Source organism: Xenorhabdus sp. PB62.4 (genome assembly GCF_014467285.1).
In the GTDB taxonomy this organism is placed as follows: Bacteria; Pseudomonadota; Gammaproteobacteria; order Enterobacterales; family Enterobacteriaceae; genus Xenorhabdus.
In genome coordinates this window covers 66536-91983 of record NZ_NKHR01000004.1, presented here as the reverse complement: position 1 = coordinate 91983, position 25448 = coordinate 66536, and the positions used below count along the sequence as shown (strand labels likewise).

Sequence of the window (25448 nt, the reverse complement as noted above, 5' to 3'; positions counted from 1 at the left end):
TAATTGATGATAATCAGCAGACAAAAAATAACCCCATACTTTTGGCATGGGGTTATTTTGCATAGTTATTTCGCTGCGTAGTTATTTCGCTTAGCTATCTAGCCAGAAAATTACGCATTTTCTTGCTGAGTTGCCTGAATTGCAGTCAGTGCAACGGTATAAACGATGTCATCAACCAGTGCACCACGGGACAGGTCGTTAACAGGTTTACGCATACCTTGCAGCATTGGTCCGATGGAGACCAGATCCGCAGAGCGTTGTACCGCTTTATAGGTAGTGTTACCTGTGTTCAGATCAGGGAAAATAAATACCGTCGCCTGACCTGCAACCGGAGAGTTTGGTGCTTTGGATTTTGCTACATCGGCCATGATAGCCGCATCGTACTGCAATGGGCCGTCGATGATCAGGTCCGGACGTTTTTCCTGTGCCAGACGGGTTGCTTCGCGAACTTTCTCAACATCACTGCCTGCACCAGAGTTACCGGTAGAGTAGGAGATCATTGCTACGCGAGGCTCGATACCAAATGCTTTCGCAGAATCTGCGGATTGGATAGCAATTTCAGACAATTGCTCTGCGGTTGGATCTGGGTTGATTGCACAGTCACCGTAAACCAATACTTGCTCTGGTAACAACATAAAGAAGACGGAAGAAACCAGTGAGCTGTTTGGTGCAGTTTTAATTAACTGCAATGGCGGACGAATGGTATTCGCTGTCGTGTGAACCGCACCAGAAACCAGGCCATCAACTTCACTTTGTTCCAGCATCATTGTACCCAGAACAACGTTGTCTTCCAGTTGCTCACGGGCAACAACTTCGGTCATGCCTTTGCTCTTACGCAGTTCAACCAGACGTGGAACATAACGCTCACGTACTGCTGCCGGGTTAACGATTTCAATGCCAGCGCCCAGCTCAACGCCTTGAGCGGCTGCCACACGGCGGATTTCTTCTGGATCACCCAACAGGATACATTCTGCAATACCACGTTCAGCACAGATCGCTGCGGCTTTGACAGTACGTGGTTCGTCGCCTTCTGGCAGAACGATACGCTTGCCAGCCTGACGCGCCAGTTCGGTCAGTTGATAACGGAATGCAGGTGGAGACAAGCGGTTCGGACGTTCTGACGCGGCAGCCAGAGAATCGATCCACTCGCTGCTGATGTACTGTGCAACGTAGTTCTGTATTTTTTCGATACGCTCGTGGTCATCGGCTGGAACTTCCAGACTGAAGCTTTGCAGGTTCAGAGAAGTCTGCCATGTGTTCGTTTTCACGGTGAACACTGGCAGGCCGGTGTTGAATGCACGTTCGCACAATTCACGGATGGAGTCATCAATAGAGTAACCACCGGTCAGCAACACTGCGCCCACTTCAATACCATTCATGGCAGCCAGACATGCCGTGATCAGGACGTCAGGGCGGTCAGCAGAAGTTACCAGCAGAGAACCCGGACGGAAGTACTCCAGCATGTTAGGGATGCTGCGGGCACAGAAAGTCACGGATTTAATGCGACGGCTCTCAATGGCGCCTGCGTTGATGATGTCAGCTTTCAGGTGTTTTGCCATATCAATTGCACGCGTGGCGATCAGGTCAAAACTCCAAGGAATGCAGCCAAGAATTGGCAGCGGGCTGTTTTTGAAGATAGTTTTTGGATCAACGTGTGCGATAGTCGCTTTAGTGGATTCACCAAAGATTTCGGACAAATCCGGGCGAGTACGGCCTTGATCATCAACAGGTGCATTCAGTTTGTTGACAATAACACCAATGATGTTTTGGTTCTTGATGCCACCGTATTCTGCGCGGCTCAGTTCGATGCGCTCTTTAAGCTGCTCAGGGGAGTTAGTGCCCAGTGCAGTGACAAATACGATTTCAGCGTTCAAGGTCTTGGCGATTTCATAGTTCAGGGACTGGGCAAATGGATGTTTGCGAGTCGGAACCAAGCCTTCAATCAGAACGACTTCTGCATCTTTGGAATTTTCGTGGTAACGCGCCACGATCTCTTCCATCAGTACATCTTTCTTGTTAGTGGTCAGCAGGGATTCCACATGTGCCATATCCAGAGGTTCAGCAGTATGGATGCTGGAATGTGAACGGATAATGGAAGTGGTTTGATCCTGAGAACCAGTGTGACGTGGTTGTGCGATAGGTTTGAAAACGCTCAGACGAACGCCTTTTTGCTCCATGGAGCGAATAACACCCAAGCTGACACTGGTTAAACCAACACTGGTGCCAGTAGGGATTAACATAATTGTACGGGACACGGAAACCTCTTTAACGGTTGCTCGTCAGTCAATAAATGTGACTCAATGCGATAGATTCATGCTATATGAATAGATGAAATATGAACCATGAGCCAACGCAATATTTATTAAGGAAATATTACTCAATGTATTCATGGATAAATGTATTCATGAATAAAGAGCAGAACCGCCAGCAATGCTGGCGGTTCTTTGAAAGTCATATTGCTTACGCGGTCAGGCGTGCTGAATCCTGGGCGATGACCAATTCTTCATTGGTTGGGATAACCAGAGCAGGGCGGCCATTATCAGTGGTGATAACGCCTGACTTGCCGAAGCGTGCAGCAAGGTTGCGCTCGTGATCATATTCGAAGCCTAGCAGTGCAACTTTCTTCATAGTCAGTTCACGAACCAGCGCAGAGTTTTCACCGATGCCGCCCGTGAAGATAATCGCATCCAGACGGCCTTCCATCAATGCGCTGTAAGCACCGATGTATTTAGCCAGACGATGGCAGTAAACGTCCATTGCACGTTTTGCATCATCTTTGGTTTCATAGTTATCTTCTACGTAACGGCAGTCGCTGGTCACTTCAGTCAGGCCCAGGAACCCCGACTCTTTGGTCAGCAGGGTGTTGATTTCAGCAACACTCATACCCATTGCATCGTGCAAATGGAATACGATAGCAGGATCGATATCACCACTACGGGTACCCATCACCAGACCTTCCAGCGGAGTCAGGCCCATAGAAGTATCAACACACTGGCCGTTAACAATAGCAGAAACAGAACCACCATTGCCCAGATGGCAAGTGATGACATTCAGTTCTTCAACAGGTTTGTTCAGCATCTTAGCTGCTTCGCGGGAAACGTAGAAGTGGCTGGTACCATGTGCGCCGTAACGGCGGATGCCATGCTCTTTATACAGATTGTAAGGCAGTGCGTACAGATATGCTTCTTCAGGCATCGTCTGGTGGAATGCAGTATCAAATACGGCAATGTTTTTCTCAAGCAGATGAGGAAACGCTTTCTTCGCTTCTGCGATACCGATCAGGTGAGCAGGGTTGTGCAGTGGTGCGAACGGAATAGCCGCTTCAATGCCTTTGATAACTTCATCATTGATGATCACAGAAGAAGTGAATTTCTCACCACCGTGAACGATACGGTGACCGATGGATGAAATCTGTGCAGAAAGTTCTGGCTTTTCAGCCAAAATAGTATTAACAATGAAGTTCAGCGCTTCGCTGTGTGCTGCGCCGGCACCTAAAGCAGCTTCATTTTTTGCGCCATCCATTTTCCATTTAATACGGGCTTCAGGCAGGTTAAAGCATTCAGCTAAACCAGAAAGATATTCTTCACCATTGGCAGGATCGATGATAGCGAATTTCAGGGAGGAGCTACCGCAATTAAGAACCAGTACCAGCTTACTTGACATGGAAATACCTATTATCTTGTTGTGATCTAATCTTAAATAAGAAAAGTGTTAAAAAATAAAGCAATTTGTTAACAAATCGAATCCAGTTGTTGCGAAAGAGGTCAAAATTTTTGTTTTGCTGCTGCAACAACATAAAAGTCTGTGTAGGATACCGTTTGCTAGCAATAAAGACAAAATATACTTAATAGTATTAATATTACAAAAAAGATTTTATCTTTTGTAGGGATTTTTTAAGAAGTATACCTTTAATTGATTGAGGTCATGATGAATACGACACCGCCTGTTAATCAAGGTTGGTTCAAGCGGATGCAATTGGGCCAGCAATATTTAAAAACTTGGCCGCTGGAAAAGCAGCTTTCGCCTGTTTTTCCTGAAAATCGTGTGATTAGGGCGACTCGCTTTGGTATTCGTTTTATGCCGCCATTGTCCATTTTTACGCTGACATGGCAGATCGCGCTGGGTGGTCAATTGGGACCGTCGGTCGCAACGGCACTGTTTGCCTGTAGCCTGCCGTTGCAGGGATTGTGGTGGCTGGGAAAACGTGCGGCGACACCTTTGCCCGAAGGATTGTTGAAATGGTTTTATGAAATTCGGGAGAAATTTGCAGAAGCGGGTATTGCAATGATGCCAGTGGAAAATGTCCCGACTTATCTCTCGTTAGCTGAATTGCTTAAACGGGCATTTAAGCAACTGGACAACTCTTTTCTTGATGACATTTAAATGGCCGGAACGCCTGTTCCGGCGGTTGTTGAATCAATTAACCGATAAATCCTCTGTTCAGATCAATAACCGGTTGTTAATACAAACTTATGTCCTTGCTTGAACCTGAATATGCTGAACGTTATCGTCGTTACCAGACTATTATCGAACGGGGTTTTGGTTTGCAATTGCGTGAGTTGGATCGTGATTTTGGCGAGTTATCTGAAGAGATTTGTCGTACCATTATTAATATTATGGAAACGAGCGCTGTTGAGATTGGTCAGATTATTAACGCCTAGTTGCGTTTAAAGGAGCCGGGTTTGGTACTGAAATGTAGGGGTTTTTTATTCGATTTGGATGGTACGCTGATTGATTCATTACCTGCGGTTGAGCGGGCGTGGAGTAAGTTTGCTGATAAGATGGGGATCGATCGTGATGAAGTGTTGAATTATGTGCATGGTACGCCGGCGATATTATCATTACGTCATTTTATGCCTGATGCCAGTGAAGAAGAGATTGCCAGCACGTTCAAATGGATTGAAAAGATCGAAACAGAAGATACAGAAGGCATTACCGCTTTACCTGGTGCTATTGCCCTGATTGATAAGTTGAATGCACTGGATATTCCGTGGGCAATCGTAACATCGGGAACTATTCCTCTTGCTACTGCGCGCCATCAGGTCGCCGAGTTACCAGAGCCGGCCCATTGGGTGACCGCGGAGTCTGTTAAAAACGGAAAACCAAACCCTGCACCTTATTTGTTGGGAGCCCAAAAACTGGGATTACTGCCAGAAGAGTGTGTGGTCTTTGAAGATGCCATTGCAGGAATTCATGCCGGGCTGGATGCAGGTTGTCAGGTCGTCGTAGTCCATGATGCGCCAGATATTCCACGCCGTGATGAAACGCATTTGACGATTACTAATCTGGAAAATATCGAAATTGTCAAATCTGGCGGTTATGTTTCGATTTACACCACAAATCAGGAAAATTCTTGATCATAACGTGGGATTTTCCCTGAGAAAAGTGCTCTACTTGGCCCATTAACGTTTGTATCGTTTTAAAGGTATCGTTGATAGAGGCCAGATTGAATAGCGAACTGTTGTGGGTATTGACCCTGCTCTCGATAGCTATTGTGCTTTTCACCACCAATAAAGTCAGAATGGATGTTGTGGCTTTATTGGTGATCATTGCATTTGTCCTGAGTGGCACACTGACGTTAAGTGAAGCCACTGTCGGTTTTAGTGATCCTAACGTTTTGTTGATTGCTGCCCTGTTTGTCATTGGCGAAGGGCTGGTGAGGACAGGTGTTGCCTATCAGATGGGGGATTGGCTGGTTCGGATTGCCGGTAACAGTGAGACTAAGATGTTGGCCTGGTTAATGGTGTCGGTCGCGGGTCTGGGCGCTTTTATGAGTTCAACCGGGGTTGTGGCAATCTTTATTCCTGTTGTCCTGAGTGTGGCTGCCAGAATGAAAATCTCGCCGGGGCGGCTGATGATGCCATTGGGGTTTGCCGGTTTGATCAGTGGCATGATGACATTGGTTGCAACGCCCCCCAATATGGTTGTCAATAGTGAGCTGGTACGCGAGGGCTTGCGGGGGTTTGATTTTTTCTCCATTACACCGATTGGTATTTTAGTCTTGCTGGCCGGTGTGGTGTATATGTTGATTGCCCGTCGTTGGTTGGGAGGAGCCGCTCATCAGGCGATGGATGAACGTTATCACCGCACATTTCGTGATTTAATCCGTGACTATAAATTGTCAGGTCGCGCCCGCCGGCTCGCTATCCGCCAAGGTTCGCCTTTGGTTGGTCATACGCTGGATGAATTGGGATTGCGCGCACGTTATGGTGCCAATGTAATTGGTATTGAACGCTGGCGTAAGTTCCGCCGGGTGATGGTGGCAGCCACTGGCGATATGGAATTACGGGAACAAGACGTGCTGCTGGTGGATATGTCTGAGAGTGATATTGATTTACGGGAGTTTTGCAGCGAGCAACAGTTGGAGCCGATGGTATTGCGCGGGGAATATTTTTCGGAACAATCCCGTGAGGTCGGTATGGCAGAGGTTTCCGTGATCCCTGAGTCCGATTTATTGGGGCAATCGCTGCGTGGTATGAAATTTCGCACCCGTTATGGTCTCAATGTTGTCGGCATTCGTCGTGGCGGTAAGGCATTGGAAGGCAAGTTAGTTGACGAGCCTTTGCTGCTTGGTGATACGTTACTGGTGATTGGCGACTGGAAACTGATTCGTGCATTGAAAACTAAGACTCCTGATTTCATTGTGCTAAATTTACCCATCGAAGTGGAAAGTGCAGCGCCTGCCGCATCACAAGCCCCCCACGCATTATTCTGCCTTGCCTTGATGGTTGCGATGATGCTCACCAATGAAATTCCCAACTTTATCGCTGCGTTGGTTGCTTGTCTGTTAATGGGCAAATTTCGCTGCATCGATATGGAAAGCGCCTATCGTGCTATTCACTGGCCGAGCATTATTTTGATTGTTGGCATGATGCCTTTCGCGCTGGCATTGCAGAAAACAGGAGGCATAGACTTAATTGTCCGTGGGTTGATGGATGTGGCGGGTAATATGGGGCCACGGGTGATGTTGATGTGCTTGTTTGTGCTTTGTGCTGTTATCGGATTGTTCATTTCTAACACGGCGACGGCGGTATTAATGGCTCCGATAGCGATTGCGGCAGCGAACGAAATGTCTGTTTCGCCTTTGCCTTTCGCCATGATTGTTGGTGTGGCGGCCTCAGCAGCATTTATGACACCAGTTTCATCTCCTGTTAATACATTGATACTGGGGCCGGGTGGATATCGATTTGCAGATTTCCTGAAACTTGGCATACCCTTTACGTTAATTGTTATGGGGATCAGCGTCGCGGTTATCCCAATACTTTTCCCGTTTTAATAATTCCATGATGCAGTTTTAATGCGATAAGGTGCTGCATCATAGCTATAGATTAGCACTACTGGATGACCGTTATCATGGAGGGCGATATCTATACACTGATCTCATCAAGAGAAAGATTAAAACTGGGGACGAATACGTTCATAAAATAATCCATTTCTTCACTGTGGCGCTCTGCCAGTGTTTTTTCCAACCGGGTTTTGGCCTGATTGAATTCAGTATTGCCCGCCGAAATCTCTTCCAAACATTTTAAATAAGCACACAGAGCATCAGCCTGTTTAATAATGCGTGTTTCTTCTTCGGTATGCAGGTGCTCATCCAAAATAGAACGAAAATCATCTTGTAATTCTGCCGGCAGCATATTCAATAATTTTTGTTGGGCTATCTTCTCTATTTTTTTATATTCATGGGCAATTTGCGGGTTATAGTACTTAATTGGGGTAGGCAAATCTCCGGTAATGACTTCACTGGCATCGTGATACATGGCCAGCAGGGCGATCCGATCGGCATTAACCTTGCCGTTAAATTTGCGGTTTTTGATGACGGCCAGTGCATGTGCGACAAAAGCAACCTGCAAGCTGTGCTCTGAAACATTTTCTGTGCGCACATTTCGCATCAGGGGCCAACGGTTGATTAATTTCAATCGGGATAATTGGGCGAAAAAATGGCTCATAATTTTCTCTTTCAACGGAATGATATGGTTAATTGTGAGCGGATGGGAAAGGGAAGTAAACCTATTCAGTATCAATTTTCACCAATATATCTCTTTTATCTTTTAAATAGTGACTTAAGAAACAACAGGAATATTCATTTCTGAGAAAATTATTTATGGAAAAAGGCTCATTAGTAAGAAATAAGCTTTCTTGTATCAAATAAGAGCTCACCTCATTATGTTATTAATAGTCATAAGGGTAAGCTCTAAATGATAAATATTATATTTATTGGCGATAGTTACCCATAAAGCGGGCAAATTTTTCAATAGCCATTTGCAAGTCAGTGACATGCGGTAATGTGACAATACGGAAATGGTCTGGCTCTGGCCAGTTAAATGCGGTGCCTTGAACCAGCAGAACTTTTTCTTGTAATAAAAGATCTAATACCATTTTTTGGTCATCATAAATATTGAAACGTTTGGTATCTATTTTAGGGAACATATAAAGTGCACCCATTGGTTTCACACAGGAAATCCCCGGAATTTGGTTTATCAATTCCCATGCGCGATTGCGCTGCTCATAAAGCCTGCCACCTGGAAAAATAAATTCACTGATACTCTGGTAGCCGCCCAATGCCGTTTGAATCGCGTGCTGCATTGGCACGTTAGCACAAAGGCGCATTGATGCCAGCATTTCTAAGCCTTCAATATAGTCTTTAGCCTGTTTTTTCGGGCCATTCAATACCATCCAGCCCTGACGGAAACCTGCAACGCGATAGGTTTTGGACAAGCCATTAAAGGTGACAGTAAAAAGATCAGGCGCTAATGCGGCAATGGAGTGGTGTTGGGCATCGTCGTACAGGATCTTGTCGTAAATTTCATCGGCGAAAATAATCAGGTTATGCTGGCGGGCTATCTCCACGATTTCCAATAACAACTCTTTGCTATATACCGCCCCGGTTGGGTTGTTCGGGTTAATAATCACAATCCCACGGGTACGCGGGGTAATTTTACGGCGGATATCATCTAAATCAGGAAACCAGCCTTGTTGCTCATCACACAGGTAATGTACGGCATTACCGCTGGAAAGTGATACAGCCGCTGTCCAAAGAGGGTAGTCAGGCGCAGGAACCAGCATTTCGTCGCCTGTATTCAACAGGGCCTGCATGGATTGAACGATAAGCTCAGACACACCATTACCGATGAAAATATCTTCAACAGTAATATCCAGCATATTTCTTGCCTGATAATGCTGCATAATCGCCTTGCGCGCAGAATATAACCCTTTTGAGTCGGAATAACCCTGGGCGGTCGGCAGGTTACGGATGACATCGACTAAAATCTCATCGGGTGCTTCGAAGCCGAATGGCGCCGGATTGCCAATATTTAATTTCAGTACCTTATTGCCTTCTTCTTCGAGTCGCTTGGCTTCTTTGAGGGTTTTCCCCCTGATGTCATAGCAGACATTATCTAATTTGCTGGATTTATTAATGGAAAACATAGGATGCCCTAACCTCTTTGGCGAAATGGATACTACCCGGCATAAAAAGTGTGATATTCAATGTACTCTTCTCAGTCTGTCTTTTGAAGAGCCTTTGATATCTTTGGTTAAAACGGTTGTTTTAATAATAAATGAATAAGCCTGCTATCTAAAACTGTCGTTTTTATTGGTATTTTATTCTTAATTTTAATGTTTAAATGAAGCATTGTTCTGAATAATGGCATGTTTTTAGTTGCCTGAGAGCACAGCGGATGACATTTTGACAATGGTTCCTTAAGCCAATCTGGTTAGGAAATCTCGAATTGTCAATAAAAGTAAGAAGATTTGTATAATGTATTCTTATAATTTATCTTTGGCTGACGTAAAGCTAATTTAGGTTTTTTATCACATGATAGTTTGATAATTTTTTTGAGTTTTTACCCATAACATTTTTAGGCTTATTCTGTAAAAATGTTAACTCATTAAAAATACTTATATTATCTTGGCGCATTAAGTTTTCCTAATTCAGGTTACGTTATTCTTTGAAGCAAGTCAGAAAAAGGATATTTGTACTGGAAATTGGGGATTATGTGATGTAAATAGGGTTTTATCTCTAATTTATTTTTAGGTTGCATAAATTTTGTTAAGAAAGGAGAAAATAAAACCCGTGATGTTCTAAATAGTGAAAAAAATGCAGTAAACCTTTGCCCTATTTAATAGAGTAGAGTAATGTCACAATCGGTATTATTTTATTTGATACTGCTGAAGTAAAAACACCAGGTTAGTTAGTAATTAAAATCAAAAAAAAGTGATGAATAAACAATGATAAATGCAAATCGTCAGATAATAAACCTCGATCTCGATCTGCTAAGAACTTTTGTTGCCGTTGCTGACTTAAATACTTTTGCAGCAGCAGCAGCAGCCGTTTCTAGAACGCAGTCAGCTGTGAGTCAGCAAATGCAGCGGTTGGAACATCTCGTGGGGAGAGAATTATTTGCTCGCCACGGCCGTAATAAGCTTCTGACCGAGCACGGGCTTCAACTTCTTGGTTACGCACGTCAGATTCTTCGTGCCAATGACGATGCAACAGCATCATTAACCTACAATGATGCAGACGGTGAATTGAGAATAGGCGTATCAGACGACGCTGTTGATACACTGCTTCCCTTCTTGTTGAACCGTATTGCCTCAGTCTATCCACGTGTTGCTGTTGATGTGCGGATTAAGCGCGCTCAGTTTATCGAAAGCATGTTGGATAACCATGAGATTGATTTGGCATTAACCACAGCAAAAATTAACCACCACCCCAAAACAGCCCTGCGCTCTTCGCCTGTTTTATGGCATTGCGCGCCGGATTTCCAATTACAAACAAACGAACCCGTGCCATTGGTTGTCATGGATGAAACCAATCCATTCCGCCAGATTGCGCTGGATACGCTTGATATGGCAGGCATTTCATGGCGTATCGCATATGAAGCGGCTTCCCTGTCTGCTGTCCGTGCTGCTGTAAATGCAGAAGTTGGCATCACAGCCCGCCCTCTGGAAATGCATAATGCAGACCTGAGAATTTTGGGTGAAAGTGAAGGGTTACCACGTTTACCGGAAATTCAATTCTATCTATATCGCAATAGTAATGAACAGAATGAATCTGTCCTGACTGTTTTTGATGCTATAGAAAATAAGAAAACACCTTATACCGTGACGCCTGTCGAATCCGATGAGCCTAATGAAATGGATGAATCTATTGAACCCATTGATATTACTAAATCGGCTGAGTCATTTGATGAAACTTCCGTCGAAAATATAGACGAATAAGTATTTAAGTATTATGTGTTTTATAGGCTAATATTTCCATTTTACTTGTGGAGATATTAGCCTATTTGCTAATTGCGTATTAATAATCCTCCCAAGTTTTCATTCCCATTTCTGATATTTCCATTAAGAAATATACTCTACTAATTTTCCTATCACTTTCGAATTTTAGTTAAAAGAATGTTGCTGTGTTAACAAATTTCATTTTGCTAAATTGATAAAATAAATCCGTTTTTAGAAATAACGGCGTTATCGCAATCAAATAGTTCTTTTTAGAAACAATTTATTAAGAGTTGAATAAATTACGTTCATGTATTGAATATTTTTCAATGAAACTGTGCGCTTGATCATAAAAATACCCCAGGCAGCACAGTGGAAAGACAGGTTTTTCCTGCGATAATGGTGTAGTAAAGTCGAGTTATCGGTTAGACTAGTCATGTCAGGAAGTTGTTTTTTTATACGACTGACACGTTTTAGCGGTATATTAGCACAATCTGTTAATTAATGGTTTTTTGTTTGTAAATAGATAGGTAAGCGCTTTTTGCCCTTGTGGCAAAATATTGTTGAGAGGAATAAAAACCAAGACGATCCAAGCGCCAAAAGATATTGATTAGCGCTGTTTCAGATTTGGTTGTTATTCCTTCCCATGAATCGATGTGGTGCAATACTGCCAGCTAAAAGAGCAGACACCTTGACACCACTTTTGATGAGTAAGCAACGAGTATGTCTACATCCACTGGAATTTTAGCCCATCACTGGGCATTTGCGGTTTTCCTAATAGGTGCTCTTGGGTTGTGTGCGCTCATGTTACTGGGCGGGTACTTCATGGGGGGCAGGGCGAAAGCCAGGGCAAAACACGTACCTTATGAATCAGGTATCGATTCTGTCGGCAGTGCCCGTATGCGTCTGTCGGCAAAATTCTATCTGGTTGCCATGTTCTTTGTCATCTTCGATGTTGAAGCCCTTTACTTGTATGCTTGGGCCGTCTCAATCAAAGAGAGCGGTTGGTTGGGCTTTGCCGAAGCAAGCATTTTCATTTTGGTGTTATTGGCAGGCTTGGTTTATCTGGCACGCATTGGCGCGTTGGACTGGACTCCGGCACGTTCAAAACGTCAAGTCAGTAAACCGAGTGTTGACACCTATACCAACAACAGTCATATGCAGTAATAGCGAGGCATGAAAGATGGATTATACGCTCACCCGCATAGATCCGAACGGTGAGAATGACCGTTATCCCCTGCAAAAACAGGAAATTGTTAGCGATCCTCTGGAACAGCACGTTCACCGCAGTGTTTATATGGGAAAATTAGAACATGCTTTGCATGACATGGTGAATTGGGGAAGAAAAAACTCCCTGTGGCCCTATAACTTCGGGCTTTCTTGCTGTTATGTAGAAATGGTGACGTCGTTTACCGCAGTCCACGATGTTGCACGTTTTGGCGCAGAAGTATTGCGGGCATCTCCCCGTCAGGCTGACTTCATGGTGATTTCCGGAACCTGTTTCGTCAAAATGGCCCCTGTCATTCAACGTCTTTACGATCAAATGCTGGAACCAAAGTGGGTTATTTCCATGGGAGCCTGTGCAAACTCTGGGGGTATGTACGATATTTACTCCGTGGTTCAGGGCGTTGATAAATTTATCCCTGTCGATGTTTACATTCCCGGCTGTCCTCCCCGTCCAGAAGCCTATATGCAGGCATTGCTGCTGTTGCAGGAATCTATAGGTAAAGAACGCCGCCCGTTGTCATGGGTTGTCGGCGATCAGGGGGTTTACCGCGCCAATATGCAATCAGAAAGAGAACGGAAGCGCGGTGAACGTATTGCAGTGAAAAATTTGCGTACTCCAGACGAAATTTAAGGCTTTTAGCCATATAGCGTAACCAGAGCAATGTGTTGCGATCACAAAAACCCTGATCAAGCGTTGTGGTGAAGAATGATGACAGATCAGATAGCGCAAGAAAGCGCCCGGTCAGCTTGGCAAACACAAGATCATCTTAATGATCCTGTTGTTAGCGAGCTTAATCGTCAATTTGGCCCGGATGCCTTTACTTTCCAGCCTACCCGTACCGGCATGCCTGTTGTTTGGCTCAAACGGGAAAAGTTACTGGAAGTAATGACATTCCTGAAAAAGTTGCCTAAACCTTATGTCATGCTGTTTGACTTGCATGGCGTTGATGAGCGTCAGCGCTCTCACCGGCACGGCTTGCCTGCTGCCGACTTTTCAGTGTTTTATCACTTGATCTCCATTGAGCGTAACCGCGACATCATGTTGAAAGTCGCGCTTGCTGAACAAGACCTGAATATCCCAACAGTGACGTCAATTTTTCCGAATGCCAATTGGTATGAGCGTGAAACTTGGGAAATGTTTGGCATTACCTTCAAAGGCCATCCAAATTTGCGGCGCATCTTAATGCCGCCAACATGGGAAGGTCACCCGTTACGCAAGGAATATTCTGCTCGTGCCACGGAGTTCGATCCTTTCATGCTGACCAAGCAGAAAGAAGATCTGGAAATGGAAGCGCTGACTTTCAAACCAGAAGAGTGGGGCATGAAGCGGGGTACCGATAATGAGGATTTTATGTTCCTCAACCTCGGCCCTAACCATCCTTCTGCTCACGGTGCATTCCGCATTATTCTGCAACTTGATGGCGAAGAAATCGTCGATTGCGTTCCCGATATTGGCTACCACCACCGTGGTGCTGAAAAAATGGGTGAACGTCAATCATGGCACAGCTATATCCCTTATACCGACCGGGTTGAATATCTGGGGGGATGCGTCAACGAAATGCCTTATGTACTGGCAGTTGAGAAACTAGCAGGCATTGAGGTGCCGGATCGTGTGAAAACCATCCGTGTTATGCTGTCCGAGTTGTTCCGCATCAATAGCCACCTGCTGTATATCAGTACCTTTATCCAAGACGTTGGTGCGATGACTCCCGTCTTCTTTGCCTTTACTGACCGACAGAAAGTTTACGATGTGGTTGAAGCAATCACAGGTTTCCGCATGCATCCGGCATGGTTCCGTATTGGCGGAGTTGCCCATGACCTGCCACGCGGCTGGGATAAACTTCTGCGTGAATTACTGGACTGGTTACCGAAACGTTTGAACTCCTATGTTAAAGCCGCGCTGAAAAACAGCGTATTGAAAGGACGCTCTGTGGGTGTTGCTTCCTATAATTCGAAACAGGCTTTGGACTGGGGTGTGACTGGCGCGGGTCTGCGTGCAACCGGTATCAGTTTTGACGTGCGTAAATGGCGTCCGTATTCCGGTTATGAAAACTTTGATTTCGAAGTACCGACCGGTTACAACGGCGATTGCTATGACCGTGTGATGCTGAAAGTGGAAGAAATTCGTCAGAGTATGCGCATCCTTGAACAGTGTCTGAAAAATATGCCAGAAGGCCCATTCAAGGCTGATCATCCGCTGACTACCCCACCACCAAGAGAGCGCACTTTGCAGCACATCGAAACCATGATTAACCACTTCTTGCAGGTGTCATGGGGACCGGTCATGCCTGCCAATGAATCATTCCAGATGATCGAAGCGACTAAGGGTATTAACAGTTATTACCTGACCAGTGATGGTAGCACCATGAGTTACCGTACCCGTATCCGCACACCAAGTTTTGCTCACTTGCAGCAAATTCCGTCGGTGATCCGCGGCAGTCTGGTTTCTGACCTTATCGTCTATCTGGGCAGTATCGATTTTGTTATGTCTGATGTGGATCGCTAACGATGCAAAGTGAATTTAACGCAAACAAGCAAGCACGCCTTGATGTGGTTAACGTAACGGACGCTCAGACACCGGATAAATTTGTGCTGAGTGCTGAAGAACGTGATGCTATCGAGCAAGAAAAACACCACTACGAAGATCCGCGTGCGGCGTCAATTGAAGCACTGAAAATTGTGCAAAAACACCGTGGCTGGGTACCGGATGGTGCCATTTATGCCATTGCTGAGGTGTTAGGCATTCCAGCCAGTGATGTGGAAGGTGTGGCGACATTTTACAGCCAGATTTACCGTCAGCCAGTAGGTCGCCACATTATCCGTTATTGTGACAGCGTGGTATGTCACATCACGGGCTATCAGGGCGTTCAGGCAGCGATAGAATCGCACCTGAACATTCGTCCGGGGCAAACCACGGCAGATGGGCGTTTTACTCTGTTGCCAACCTGCTGCTTGGGTAATTGTGACAAAGGGCCGACCATGATGATCGATGAGGACACCCATAGTTACGTGAAACCAGAAGAAATTGAAAAATTACTGGAGCAGTATCCATGACAACGCATTCAGGAGTGAAAGAAATTATCCGCGGAGCGGAAACTCATCCCCTGACATGGCGGTTGCGTGATGACCAACAACCTGTCTGGTTGGATGAATACCGAAGCAAAAATGGTTATAAGGGAGCTGAAAGAGCACTGAAGGGCATGGCTCCTGATGACATTATTGCCTTGGTAAAAGATGCTGGCTTAAAAGGTCGTGGTGGTGCGGGTTTCTCTACCGGCTTGAAATGGAGCCTGATGCCAAAAGACGAAAGCATGAACATCCGTTACCTGCTGTGTAATGCGGATGAAATGGAACCCGGCACTTACAAAGACCGCCTGCTGATGGAGCAACTGCCGCACTTGCTGGTGGAAGGGATGTTAATCAGTGCATTTGCGCTGAAAGCCTATCGTGGCTACATCTTCCTGCGGGGTGAGTATGTCGAGGCGGCTGTTCATTTACACAAAGCGATTGAAGAGGCAAAAACGGCTGGCCTGCTTGGCAAGAATATTTTGGGCAGTGGCTTTGATTTTGAACTGTTTGTTCATACCGGTGCGGGACGTTATATCTGCGGGGAAGAAACCGCATTGATTAACTCCCTTGAAGGGCGCCGTGCAAACCCTCGCTCAAAACCTCCGTTCCCTGCGACATCCGGTGTGTGGGGTAAACCAACGTGTGTCAATAACGTCGAGACGCTGTGTAATGTTCCGGCCATTCTCGAACATGGGAAAGAGTGGTACATCGGTCTGAGTGAAGGCAAAAGTAAAGATGCCGGCACCAAACTGATGGGCTTTTCTGGCCGGGTCAAAAATCCGGGGTTGTGGGAGCTGCCTTTTGGTACGACGGCTCGTGAAATTCTCGAAGATTACGCGGGGGGAATGCGGGATGGCCTGAAATTCAAAGCATGGCAACCGGGTGGTGCCGGAACCGACTTTCTGACAGAAAATCACCTTGATTTGCCTATGGATTTCGAAAGCATCGCTAAAGCGGGCAGTCGGTTAGGAACTGCGCTGGCGATGGCCGTGGATCATGAGATCAACATGGTTTCCCTGACTCGCAATCTTGAAGAATTCTTTGCCCGTGAATCTTGTGGCTGGTGCACACCATGTCGTGATGGCTTGCCGTGGAGTGTAAAAATCCTCCGTGCCATTGAGAATGGTAAAGGCCAACAGGGCGATATCGAAACATTGGAACAACTCTGCCGCTTCCTTGGCCCGGGTAAAACTTTCTGTGCCCACGCCCCCGGAGCGGTAGAGCCTTTGCAAAGCGCTATCAAATACTTCCGTGAAGAGTTTGAAGCGGGGATCGTCACTAAAGACTACGGCAATACCAGCCTGATTGCGGGCATTCAACCAAACCTGCTTAAGCAACGTTGGTAAAGCTGGCTTTGCAAGCAAAAACAGTGCTAAAGCAGAATTTTGATTAACGCCTGCCACGGCAGGCCATTGGGAAGCATGCTGACTATGGCTACGATACATGTAGACGGCAAAGATTATGATGTAAACGGGGCTGATAACCTGTTGCAAGCCTGCCTCTCATTGGGGCTTGATATACCTTATTTTTGCTGGCATCCAGCGCTGGGAAGCGTTGGCGCTTGCCGCCAGTGTGCGGTCAAGCAATATCAGAACGCGGAAGATACGCGCGGTCGTCTGGTGATGTCTTGTATGACACCTGCATCAGATGGCGCGTATATCTCCATTGATGATGAAGAAGCAAAACAATTCCGCGCAAGTGTTGTTGAATGGTTGATGACCAACCACCCTCATGACTGTCCTGTTTGTGAGGAAGGTGGCAACTGTCACTTGCAGGATATGACGGTAATGACAGGGCACTCATTCCGTAAATACCGTTTTACCAAACGTACTCACCAAAACCAGGAACTGGGGCCATTCATTGCTCATGAAATGAACCGCTGTATCGCCTGCTATCGTTGCGTTCGCTACTACAAAGATTATGCGGATGGGACGGACTTTGGCGTTTATGGCGCTCATGACAACGTCTATTTTGGCCGTCCTGAAAGTGGCACGTTGGAAAGTGAATTTTCTGGTAACCTTGTCGAAATTTGCCCGACAGGGGTATTTACCGATAAAACCCATTCAGAACGCTATAACCGTAAGTGGGATATGCAGTTTGCGCCAAGTATCTGCCAGCAATGCAGTATCGGCTGTAATACCAGTCCCGGTGAACGTTACGGTGAATTGCGCCGAATCGAAAACCGTTATAACGGCACTGTTAACCACTACTTTATGTGTGACCGCGGACGCTTTGGCTACGGTTATGTCAATCGTGACGACCGTCCTCGCCAGCCGCAACAATTGCGTGGCGATCAATGGATCTCACTGAATGCCGAGCAGGTTATGCAGGGGGGTGCAGATATCTTGCGTCAGGCAAAAAATGCCATTGGTATCGGTTCACCGCGCGCCAGCATTGAAAGTAACTTTGCCTTGCGTGAATTAGTCGGAGCGGAAAACTTCTACAGCGGCATTTCAGCGGAAGAACAACATCGCCTTGATATGATGCTGGAAATTCTCCAACAAGGTGGAGTTCACACCCCATCATTACGTGATATTGAGGGGTACGATGCCGTATTGGTATTAGGGGAAGATCTGACTCAAACTGCTGCCCGCATGGCATTATCTGTGCGTCAGGCAGTGAAGGGCAAGGCTCGCGAAATGGCCGCCGCCCAGAAAGTGGCAGACTGGCAAATCGCTGCTGTTATGAATATTGGTCAACACGCCAAATATCCTCTGTTCTTGACCAGTGTCGATGAGACCAGACTGGATGATGTTGCAGCATGGAGTTACCGTGCGCCTGTTGATGATCAGGCCCGTTTTGGTTTTGCGGTGGCACACGCATTGAACAACATTGCTCCTGCTGTCAATGACCTGCCGGATGAGCTGAAAGCAAAAGTAGAAATCATTGCCCAAGCACTGCGCGAAGCGAAAAAGCCGTTGATTATCAGTGGCAGCAACCCGGGTAGTGATACTTTGATTCAGGCTGCCGCCAATATCGCATGGGCACTGAAAGATAAAGGTGCCAATGTTGGGCTTTCCTATGTTGCGGCTTACGCCAATAGCCTGGGTCTGGCGATGATGGAAGCGCAGCCATTGGATGCTGCTTTACAGCGTATTGGCAGAGGGGATTCAGATACCGTTATTGTGATGGAGAACGATCTCTATCGTCACGCACCTGCGGATAAAATCGATAGCGCACTTGATAGCCTGAAAAATTTGATCGTCGTTGATCATCAACGCACCGCTATTATGGATAAGGCACATTTGATTCTGTCGGCGTCCAGCTTCGCTGAAAGTGATGGTACGTTGGTGAATCAGGAAGGTCGTGCACAGCGCTATTTCCAAGTCTATGAACCTGCGTTCTATGACAAATCTATCGTTATGCTGGAAAGCTGGCGCTGGATGCACTCTCTGTATACCACGTATACACAATGCCAGACTGACTGGACACAACTTGACCACGTCATTGAAGCTTGTGTCAAAGCCATGCCGCAGTTTAAAGGCATTGTTAATGCAGCACCGGATGCTACTTTCCGTATTCGTGGGCAAAAATTGGCCCGCTCACCTCATCGTTACAGTGGTCGTACCGCGATGCTGGCTGATGTCAGTGTTCACGAGCAACGTCAACCACAGGATATCGATACAGCATTTGCCTTCTCAATGGAAGGAAACAACAGCCCATATGCACCTCGCCAGCAAATCCCGTTTGCATGGGCACCGGGTTGGAACTCACCACAGGCATGGAATAAATTCCAGGCCGAAGTCGGCGGCAAACTGCGTTTCGGTGATCCGGGAGTTCGTTTGATTGAAGCGATTGATGGTGGGTTGAACTACTTTGACAGCATTCCAACTGCATTCACTGCACAAAAAAATCAATGGCATGTTGCGCCTTACTTCCATCTGTTCGGCAGCGATGAGTTATCACAGCGTTCTGATGTTATACAGGAGCGCATTCCTGAGCCGTATGTGATGATCAATCATAAAGATGCGGAGCATTTGAATGTGACAGAAGGAACCGTGATGGAATTTGATTGTGAAGGACAGCAACTGCGCTTGGCAGTGCGCTTGAGTGGCAATCTGGCTCAGGGGCAAGTGGGTCTGCCGCTAGGTATGCCGGGTATTCCACCGATTCTGGCTGGCAAGTCAATCAATAACTTACGGGAGGCTGCATAATGAGTTGGCTTACTCCCGATGTGATTGAAATCCTAATAGCTGTTCTGAAAGCCGCTGTCATTCTGTTGGTGGTGGTTATCTGCGGGGCATTCATGAGCTTCTTTGAACGCCGCATTCTTGGTCTGTTCCAGAACCGTTACGGGCCGAACCGTGTGGGTTGGGGTGGTTCATTACAGCTCGTTGCAGATATGATCAAAATGTTCTTTAAAGAAGACTGGGCACCACGCTTCTCTGATCGGGCTATTTTCACCTTAGCCCCGGTCATTGCGTTTTGTTCACTGCTTCTGGCCTTTGCGATCGTGCCAATAAGCCCAACGTGGATGGTAGCAGACCTGAATATCGGTATCCTGTTCTTCATGATGATGGCCGGTCTGGCAGTTTATTCCGTGCTGTTTGCAGGTTGGGCGAGTAATAACAAATATTCCCTGTTGGGTGCGATGCGCGCATCAGCACAGACATTGAGTTATGAAGTCTTCCTTGGCCTGTCCATGATGGGGGTTGTGGCACAAGCCGGCTCCTTTAACATGGTGGATATTGTTAACTCACAGCAACATGTGTGGAATATCATTCCCCAATTCTTTGGTTTCTTGACTTTTGCCATTGCAGGCGTGGCGGTTTGTCACCGCCACCCTTTTGACCAGCCGGAAGCCGAGCAAGAATTGGCTGATGGTTATCACATCGAATATTCCGGCATGAAGTTCGGCTTGTTCTTTGTCGGGGAATATATCGCTATCGTGACGGTATCTGCCTTAATCGTCACACTGTTCTTTGGTGGCTGGAATGGGCCTCTCTTGCCTCCGTTTATCTGGTTTACGCTGAAAACGGCATTTTTCATGATGATGTTCATCCTGATCCGTGCTTCATTGCCGCGCCCTCGTTATGACCAGGTGATGTCGTTTGGCTGGAAAGTCTGTCTGCCGTTAACGTTACTTAATATGCTGGCGACTGCCGCAGTGATTTTATACAACGCTCAATAAAGGGGTGATTGAACCATGACATTGAAAGAGTTAGTGGTCGGTTTCGCCACCCAGGTACGCAGTATTTGGATGATAGGGCTTCATGCCTTCCATAAACGCGAAACAAAAATGTATCCGGAAGAGCCGGTTTATCTGCCACCCCGTTACCGTGGGCGCATCGTTCTGACGCGTGATCCAGACGGTGAAGAGCGTTGTGTTGCCTGTAACTTGTGTGCGGCGGTGTGCCCTGTAGGGTGTATTTCCCTGCAAAAAGCCGAGCATAAAGATGGTCGTTGGTATCCTGAATTCTTCCGCGTTAACTTCTCTCGTTGCATCTTCTGCGGCTTGTGTGAAGAAGCGTGCCCAACTACCGCTATCCAGTTGACGCCGGATTTTGAGTTGGGTGAATTCAAGCGTCAGGATCTGGTGTATGAAAAAGAAGACCTGCTCATTTCAGGGCCGGGCAAATATCCTGACTATAACTTTTACCGTAAGACAGGTATGGCGATTGACGGCAAAGATAAAGGTGAAGGCGACAACGAAGCCAAGCCTATCGACGTTAAAAGCCTGTTGCCATAAGGAGCGATATTCATGGAATTTACATTTTATGTCGCAGGGCTGGTTGCTATTCTCGCAACACTCAGAGTGGTAACCCATACCAATCCGGTACATGCGCTGTTGTACCTGGTTATCTCCTTGCTGGCACTGTCTGTTGTGTTTTTTTCACTGGGTGCTTATTTCGCTGGTGCACTGGAGATCATCGTTTACGCGGGTGCGATCATGGTGTTGTTCGTTTTCGTTGTAATGATGCTGAATTTAGGGAAATCGGTTGTCGAGCAGGAGCGGGCATGGTTACAGCCCCGGGCTTGGATCGGCCCGTCTATTCTCTCTATCGTACTGCTGATTGTGTTGAGTTATGCCATCAGTACGCTGCCATCTGCTGAAATTAGCGGTGAAGTGGTCAGTGCTAAAGAAGTGGGCATCAGCTTGTTTGGCCCTTATGTTCTGGCCGTTGAGCTGGCATCTTTGCTGCTTCTGGCGGGAATGGTGGTGGCTTACCACGTTGGCCGTGAAAATAGACAAGGTGAAGTGCTCAGCAATCGAGTGGAGGACCAACAATGATAGCGTTACACCATGGTCTTATTCTGGCGGCTATTTTATTTACGTTGGGCTTCGCTTGCCTGATTATCCGCCGCAACCTGTTATTCATGCTGATCGGGCTGGAAATTATGATCAATGCTTCAGCGCTGGCATTTGTGGTTGCCGGCAGCTACTGGCTCCAGCCTGATGGTCAGGTAATGTACATTTTGGCCATTACTCTGGCAGCAGCCGAGGCGAGTATCGGTTTGGCACTGTTACTACAGTTGCACCGTCGTCGCCAGAACCTGAATATTGATACAGTCAGTGAGATGCGCGGATGAACTTACTCTATTTAACAATTCTGTTGCCACTGCTGGGGTTTTTGCTATTAGCATTCTCCCGTGGCCGCTGGTCTGAAAATCTGTCAGCCACTATTGGGATCGGTTCTGTTGGGCTGGCAGCTCTGGTTACGCTTTGGGCAGGGATCGATTTCTTTTCCCAAAATAGCCTTTCCCAGAATGAAGCAGGGGGGCTGGTTTACAGCCAGACATTGTGGAACTGGATGGACGTGGATAATTTCAGCATCCCCGTGAATCTGGTACTGGATGGGCTGTCACTGACTATGTTGGGTGTGGTGACCGGCATTGGTTTCTTGATCCACATTTACGCCTCATGGTACATGCGTGGTGAAGAGGGTTATTCTCGCTTCTTCGCGTATACCAACCTGTTTATCGCCAGCATGGTGGTATTGGTGCTGGCAGATAACATGCTGTTAATGTATCTCGGTTGGGAAGGGGTAGGTCTGTGCAGTTACCTGCTGATCGGTTTCTACTACAAAACCCCGGCCAATGGTGCTGCGGCAATGAAAGCCTTCATCGTGACCCGTGTGGGTGACGTGTTCCTTGCCATTGGGATGTTTATCCTTTACGACCAATTGGGGACGTTGAGTTTCCGCGAACTGGCGGTATTGGCTCCACAACATATTGAAGCAGGTTCCACGGCGATCACTTGGGCAACCCTGATGATTCTGGGTGGTGCTGTCGGTAAATCAGCGCAATTGCCATTGCAAACATGGTTGGCAGATGCGATGGCTGGCCCGACCCCCGTTTCTGCACTGATCCATGCGGCTACGATGGTAACCGCGGGTGTTTATCTGATTGCCCGCAGCCATGCCTTGTTCTTAATGGCACCAGATGTTCTGCATTTGGTCGGTGTGATTGGTGCAGTGACTTTGTTACTGGCTGGTTTCGCTGCGCTGGTACAGACGGATATCAAACGGGTACTGGCTTATTCAACCATGAGCCAGATTGGTTACATGTTTTTGGCGCTGGGAGTACAAGCCTGGGATGCCGCTATCTTCCACTTAATGACCCACGCATTCTTTAAGGCATTGCTGTTCCTGGCTTCCGGCTCTGTGATTCTGGCCTGCCACCATGAACAGAACATCTTCAAAATGGGTGGCTTGAGCAAGCGCATTCCGTTTGTTTATGTCTGTTTCCTTGTCGGTGGATCGGCACTGTCGGCATTGCCATTGTTAACCGCAGGTTTCTACAGTAAAGATGAAATCTTGTGGGGCGCACTGGCAAATGGTCATATGAACCTGATGCTGGCAGGGTTGGCTGGGGCATTGATGACCTCCTTGTACACCTTCCGCATGATCTTCATTGTGTTCCACGGTGAAGAAAATACCCATGCTCATCCAGTTAAAGGCATTACCCACACTTTACCATTGTCAGTATTGTTGGTGCTGTCCACCTTTGTTGGCGCGTTAATTGCGCTACCTCTGACGGGCGTTTTGCCAGAAAGCAATGCAGGACATGATGGCAAAGTGACACTGGAAATTGTTTCTGGCGTCGTTGCCGTTGTCGGTATTTTGCTGGCGGCAGCGCTGTATCTTGGCAAACGCAATGTGGTCAATGCCACTGCAAACAGTGCGCCGGGGCGTTTCTTTTCCACATGGTGGTTCCATGCTTGGGGATTTGATGCGCTGTATGACTGGGTATTCGTGAAACCATTCAAAGGTATTACCCGCTTGTTGCAGAATGATCCTTTGAACTCACTGATGAACATTCCAGCCATATTATCCCGTTGGGGTAATAAAGGGCTGCGTTGGAGTGAGAACGGACAAGTCCGTTGGTACGCTACCTCTATGGGGTTGGGTGCAGTGCTGGTTTTAGCTCTGCTGCTTTTGGTTTAATTAAGGGACACATTGCGCCATGCTATTACCTTGGCTAATTCTACTGCCCTTCATCGGAGGCCTGCTGTGCTGGCAGGCGGAGCGCTTCGGCACTCGTATGCCGCGTTGGATAGCGCTTCTGGCGATGGGGCTGACGTTGTTACTTTCCCTGCAACTGTGGTTACAGGGCGGTTATACACTCACCAACCCTCAGGGTATTCCACAGTGGCAATCAGAGTTCCTGCTTCCGTGGATCCCACGTTTTGGCATTAGCATTCATCTGGCACTGGATGGTCTGTCCTTGCTGATGGTGGTATTGACTGCATTACTGGGGTTGATGGCTATCCTCTGTTCGTGGAATGAAAACCAGCCATACCAAGGGTTCTTCCACCTGAACTTGTTGTGGATACTCGGTGGTGTGATGGGGGTCTTCCTTGCCATCGACCTGTTCCTGTTCTTCTTCTTCTGGGAAGTGATGCTGGTACCGATGTACTTCTTGATCGCACTTTGGGGTCATAGAGGTTCAGAAGGTAAAACTCGTATCACGGCGGCAACGAAATTCTTCATCTATACCCAAGCCAGTGGTCTGGTGATGTTGATTTCGATTCTGGCGTTGGCCTTCATTCACCATGATGCAACGGGTGAATGGTCATTCAACTATGAAAAACTGTTGAATACGCCGATGTCATATACCATCCAATATTTGTTGATGTTGGGCTTCTTCATTGCATTCGCAGTGAAAATGCCGGTTGTTCCTTTGCACGGTTGGTTGCCGGATGCCCATAGTCAGGCTCCAACAGCGGGTTCAGTTGACCTCGCGGGGATCTTGTTGAAAACCGCGGCATATGGTCTGTTACGTTTCAGTTTACCCCTGTTTCCACAAGCTTCTGCGGATTTTGCGCCGATTGCGATGTGGTTGGGTGTCATTGGCATCTTCTACGGTGCATGGATGGCCTTTAGTCAGACTGACATCAAACGCCTGATTGCTTATACCAGTGTTTCCCATATGGGATTCGTACTTATCGCTATCTATACCGGTAGCCAACTGGCTTATCAGGGAGCGGTAATTCAGATGATTGCACATGGCCTATCGGCTGCCGGTCTGTTCATTCTGTGTGGTCAGTTATATGAACGCCTGCATACTCGTGACATGCGTCAAATGGGCGGTCTATGGGGAAGAATTCAACTTCTGCCTGCGATATCCCTGTTTTTCGCGGTAGCGACGTTGGGTATGCCGGGAACCGGTAACTTCGTCGGTGAATTCATGATCCTGTTTGGTAGCTTCAGCAAATTCACTCTGATTACTACGGTATCCGTATTTGGTTTGGTTTTTGCGTCTGTTTACGCGCTGTATCTGATGCAGAAAGCTTATTACGGAACGCCGAAAACCGATAAACCCTTGCCGCAGATGGATGCTCGTGAAATCTCCATTTTGCTGCTGCTGGTTGTCTTGCTGGTGATTTTGGGTGTTTACCCGCAGCCAGTCCTTGATACCTCTGCCGCAGCGATGAGTAACATCCAGAATTGGTATTCAGCTTCACTTTTAACTACAAGGCCGTAATTCGC

20 protein-coding genes and 1 pseudogene are annotated in these 25448 nt (G+C 46.9%); 17 read left to right on the top strand and 4 right to left on the bottom strand.

From position 1 onward, the window contains the following. Positions 1–110 precede the first annotated feature (110 nt). Both pta and ackA read right to left on the bottom strand, forming a co-directional pair. Positions 111–2255 (bottom strand): phosphate acetyltransferase, encoded by a 2145-nt coding sequence (gene pta / locus Xenpb_RS05220; RefSeq protein ID WP_187653380.1) that lies wholly within the window; start codon positions 2253–2255, stop codon positions 111–113. Between the two features lie 205 nt (positions 2256–2460). Next, a complete protein-coding gene (ackA, locus tag Xenpb_RS05215) occupies positions 2461–3663 on the bottom strand; it encodes an acetate kinase (RefSeq protein ID WP_099113137.1) in 1203 nt (400 codons plus the stop codon). Positions 3664–3927: 264 nt separating this feature from the next. On the opposite strand from ackA, the gene yfbV reads away from it, so the two are divergent. The 4 genes and pseudogenes from yfbV to Xenpb_RS05195 all read left to right on the top strand — a co-directional run bounded on the left by yfbV (position 3928) and on the right by Xenpb_RS05195 (position 7276). After that, the gene (gene yfbV / locus Xenpb_RS05210) at positions 3928–4383 is read left to right on the top strand and encodes a terminus macrodomain insulation protein YfbV (RefSeq protein ID WP_187653516.1); all 456 of its coding nucleotides are present in this window, start codon (positions 3928–3930) and stop codon (positions 4381–4383) included. Positions 4384–4472: 89 nt separating this feature from the next. Continuing rightward, positions 4473–4622 (top strand): annotated as a pseudogene (locus Xenpb_RS05205) (YfbU family protein); the annotation flags it as partial. Positions 4623–4682: 60 nt separating this feature from the next. Then, entirely contained in the window at positions 4683–5357 is a 675-nt protein-coding gene (locus tag Xenpb_RS05200; protein WP_304952538.1) for a sugar phosphatase, read from the top strand. An 89-nt stretch (positions 5358–5446) separates the two neighbouring features. Then, on the top strand, positions 5447–7276 hold the full coding sequence (locus tag Xenpb_RS05195; RefSeq protein ID WP_187653379.1) for an SLC13 family permease: 1830 nt from the start codon (positions 5447–5449) through the stop codon (positions 7274–7276). Between the two features lie 91 nt (positions 7277–7367). Here Xenpb_RS05195 and yfbR read toward each other — a convergent pair whose 3' ends face one another. Together yfbR and Xenpb_RS05185 are read right to left on the bottom strand one after the other, a co-directional pair. After that, entirely contained in the window at positions 7368–7949 is a 582-nt protein-coding gene (gene yfbR, locus Xenpb_RS05190; RefSeq protein WP_099113140.1) for a 5'-deoxynucleotidase, read from the bottom strand. Positions 7950–8214: 265 nt separating this feature from the next. Then, positions 8215–9429: a pyridoxal phosphate-dependent aminotransferase gene (locus tag Xenpb_RS05185; protein ID WP_187653378.1), complete on the bottom strand. Its 1215-nt coding sequence runs from the start codon at positions 9427–9429 to the stop codon at positions 8215–8217. Between the two features lie 801 nt (positions 9430–10230). On the opposite strand from Xenpb_RS05185, the gene hexA reads away from it, so the two are divergent. The 13 genes from hexA (at position 10231) to nuoM (ending at position 25443) form a co-directional block, all read left to right on the top strand. After that, a complete protein-coding gene (hexA, locus tag Xenpb_RS05180; RefSeq protein ID WP_187653377.1) occupies positions 10231–11223 on the top strand; it encodes a transcriptional regulator HexA in 993 nt (330 codons plus the stop codon). 720 nt (positions 11224–11943) lie between these two features. Further along, positions 11944–12387 carry an NADH-quinone oxidoreductase subunit A gene (locus Xenpb_RS05175; protein ID WP_099113143.1) on the top strand — a complete coding sequence of 148 codons (444 nt, stop codon included), beginning with the start codon at positions 11944–11946 and terminating at the stop codon, positions 12385–12387. A gap of 16 nt (positions 12388–12403) precedes the next feature. Continuing rightward, complete coding sequence (locus Xenpb_RS05170) at positions 12404–13078, top strand: NADH-quinone oxidoreductase subunit B family protein (RefSeq protein WP_069315203.1); 675 nt, start codon at positions 12404–12406, stop codon at positions 13076–13078. 75 nt (positions 13079–13153) lie between these two features. Further along, a complete protein-coding gene (nuoC, locus tag Xenpb_RS05165; RefSeq protein ID WP_187653376.1) occupies positions 13154–14953 on the top strand; it encodes an NADH-quinone oxidoreductase subunit C/D in 1800 nt (599 codons plus the stop codon). Positions 14954–14955: 2 nt separating this feature from the next. Beyond that, complete coding sequence (nuoE, locus tag Xenpb_RS05160; protein ID WP_187653375.1) at positions 14956–15501, top strand: NADH-quinone oxidoreductase subunit NuoE; 546 nt, start codon at positions 14956–14958, stop codon at positions 15499–15501. Then, positions 15498–16862: an NADH-quinone oxidoreductase subunit NuoF gene (gene nuoF / locus Xenpb_RS05155; protein WP_187653374.1), complete on the top strand. Its 1365-nt coding sequence runs from the start codon at positions 15498–15500 to the stop codon at positions 16860–16862. Before nuoE ends, nuoF begins: the two co-directional genes overlap by 4 nt. Positions 16863–16946: 84 nt before the next feature. Then, positions 16947–19670, top strand: coding sequence for an NADH-quinone oxidoreductase subunit NuoG (gene nuoG / locus Xenpb_RS05150; protein WP_255523025.1), 2724 nt, complete (start codon positions 16947–16949; stop codon positions 19668–19670). Continuing rightward, on the top strand, positions 19670–20647 hold the full coding sequence (nuoH, locus tag Xenpb_RS05145) for an NADH-quinone oxidoreductase subunit NuoH (RefSeq protein WP_099113147.1): 978 nt from the start codon (positions 19670–19672) through the stop codon (positions 20645–20647). Before nuoG ends, nuoH begins: the two co-directional genes overlap by 1 nt. 15 nt (positions 20648–20662) lie before the next feature. Further along, positions 20663–21205 (top strand): NADH-quinone oxidoreductase subunit NuoI, encoded by a 543-nt coding sequence (gene nuoI, locus Xenpb_RS05140; RefSeq protein ID WP_047961374.1) that lies wholly within the window; start codon positions 20663–20665, stop codon positions 21203–21205. Positions 21206–21217: 12 nt separating this feature from the next. Then, positions 21218–21748: an NADH-quinone oxidoreductase subunit J gene (nuoJ, locus tag Xenpb_RS05135; protein WP_187653372.1), complete on the top strand. Its 531-nt coding sequence runs from the start codon at positions 21218–21220 to the stop codon at positions 21746–21748. Then, a complete protein-coding gene (gene nuoK, locus Xenpb_RS05130; RefSeq protein WP_047961372.1) occupies positions 21745–22047 on the top strand; it encodes an NADH-quinone oxidoreductase subunit NuoK in 303 nt (100 codons plus the stop codon). Before nuoJ ends, nuoK begins: the two co-directional genes overlap by 4 nt. Next, positions 22044–23903: an NADH-quinone oxidoreductase subunit L gene (nuoL, locus tag Xenpb_RS05125; protein ID WP_099113149.1), complete on the top strand. Its 1860-nt coding sequence runs from the start codon at positions 22044–22046 to the stop codon at positions 23901–23903. Before nuoK ends, nuoL begins: the two co-directional genes overlap by 4 nt. A gap of 19 nt (positions 23904–23922) precedes the next feature. Continuing rightward, positions 23923–25443 carry an NADH-quinone oxidoreductase subunit M gene (nuoM, locus tag Xenpb_RS05120; RefSeq protein ID WP_047961370.1) on the top strand — a complete coding sequence of 507 codons (1521 nt, stop codon included), beginning with the start codon at positions 23923–23925 and terminating at the stop codon, positions 25441–25443. Positions 25444–25448: the final 5 nt, after the last annotated feature.

Excerpts from the sequence above, each read along its gene's own strand:
- yfbV (WP_187653516.1), top strand. The coding sequence starts at position 3,928 with ATGAATACGACACCGCCTGTTAATCAAGGTTGGTTCAAGCGGATGCAA.
- nuoI (WP_047961374.1), top strand. The coding sequence starts at position 20,663 with ATGACATTGAAAGAGTTAGTGGTCGGTTTCGCCACCCAGGTACGCAGT.
- nuoJ (WP_187653372.1), top strand. The coding sequence starts at position 21,218 with ATGGAATTTACATTTTATGTCGCAGGGCTGGTTGCTATTCTCGCAACA.
- nuoC (WP_187653376.1), top strand. The coding sequence starts at position 13,154 with ATGATGACAGATCAGATAGCGCAAGAAAGCGCCCGGTCAGCTTGGCAA.
- nuoH (WP_099113147.1), top strand. The coding sequence starts at position 19,670 with ATGAGTTGGCTTACTCCCGATGTGATTGAAATCCTAATAGCTGTTCTG.
- nuoE (WP_187653375.1), top strand. The coding sequence starts at position 14,956 with ATGCAAAGTGAATTTAACGCAAACAAGCAAGCACGCCTTGATGTGGTT.
- nuoL (WP_099113149.1), top strand. The coding sequence starts at position 22,044 with ATGAACTTACTCTATTTAACAATTCTGTTGCCACTGCTGGGGTTTTTG.
- yfbR (WP_099113140.1), bottom strand. The coding sequence starts at position 7,949 with ATGAGCCATTTTTTCGCCCAATTATCCCGATTGAAATTAATCAACCGT.
- Xenpb_RS05175 (WP_099113143.1), top strand. The coding sequence starts at position 11,944 with ATGTCTACATCCACTGGAATTTTAGCCCATCACTGGGCATTTGCGGTT.
- Xenpb_RS05185 (WP_187653378.1), bottom strand. The coding sequence starts at position 9,429 with ATGTTTTCCATTAATAAATCCAGCAAATTAGATAATGTCTGCTATGAC.
- hexA (WP_187653377.1), top strand. The coding sequence starts at position 10,231 with ATGATAAATGCAAATCGTCAGATAATAAACCTCGATCTCGATCTGCTA.
- ackA (WP_099113137.1), bottom strand. The coding sequence starts at position 3,663 with ATGTCAAGTAAGCTGGTACTGGTTCTTAATTGCGGTAGCTCCTCCCTG.
- nuoK (WP_047961372.1), top strand. The coding sequence starts at position 21,745 with ATGATAGCGTTACACCATGGTCTTATTCTGGCGGCTATTTTATTTACG.
- nuoG (WP_255523025.1), top strand. The coding sequence starts at position 16,947 with ATGGCTACGATACATGTAGACGGCAAAGATTATGATGTAAACGGGGCT.
- nuoM (WP_047961370.1), top strand. The coding sequence starts at position 23,923 with ATGCTATTACCTTGGCTAATTCTACTGCCCTTCATCGGAGGCCTGCTG.
- Xenpb_RS05170 (WP_069315203.1), top strand. The coding sequence starts at position 12,404 with ATGGATTATACGCTCACCCGCATAGATCCGAACGGTGAGAATGACCGT.
- nuoF (WP_187653374.1), top strand. The coding sequence starts at position 15,498 with ATGACAACGCATTCAGGAGTGAAAGAAATTATCCGCGGAGCGGAAACT.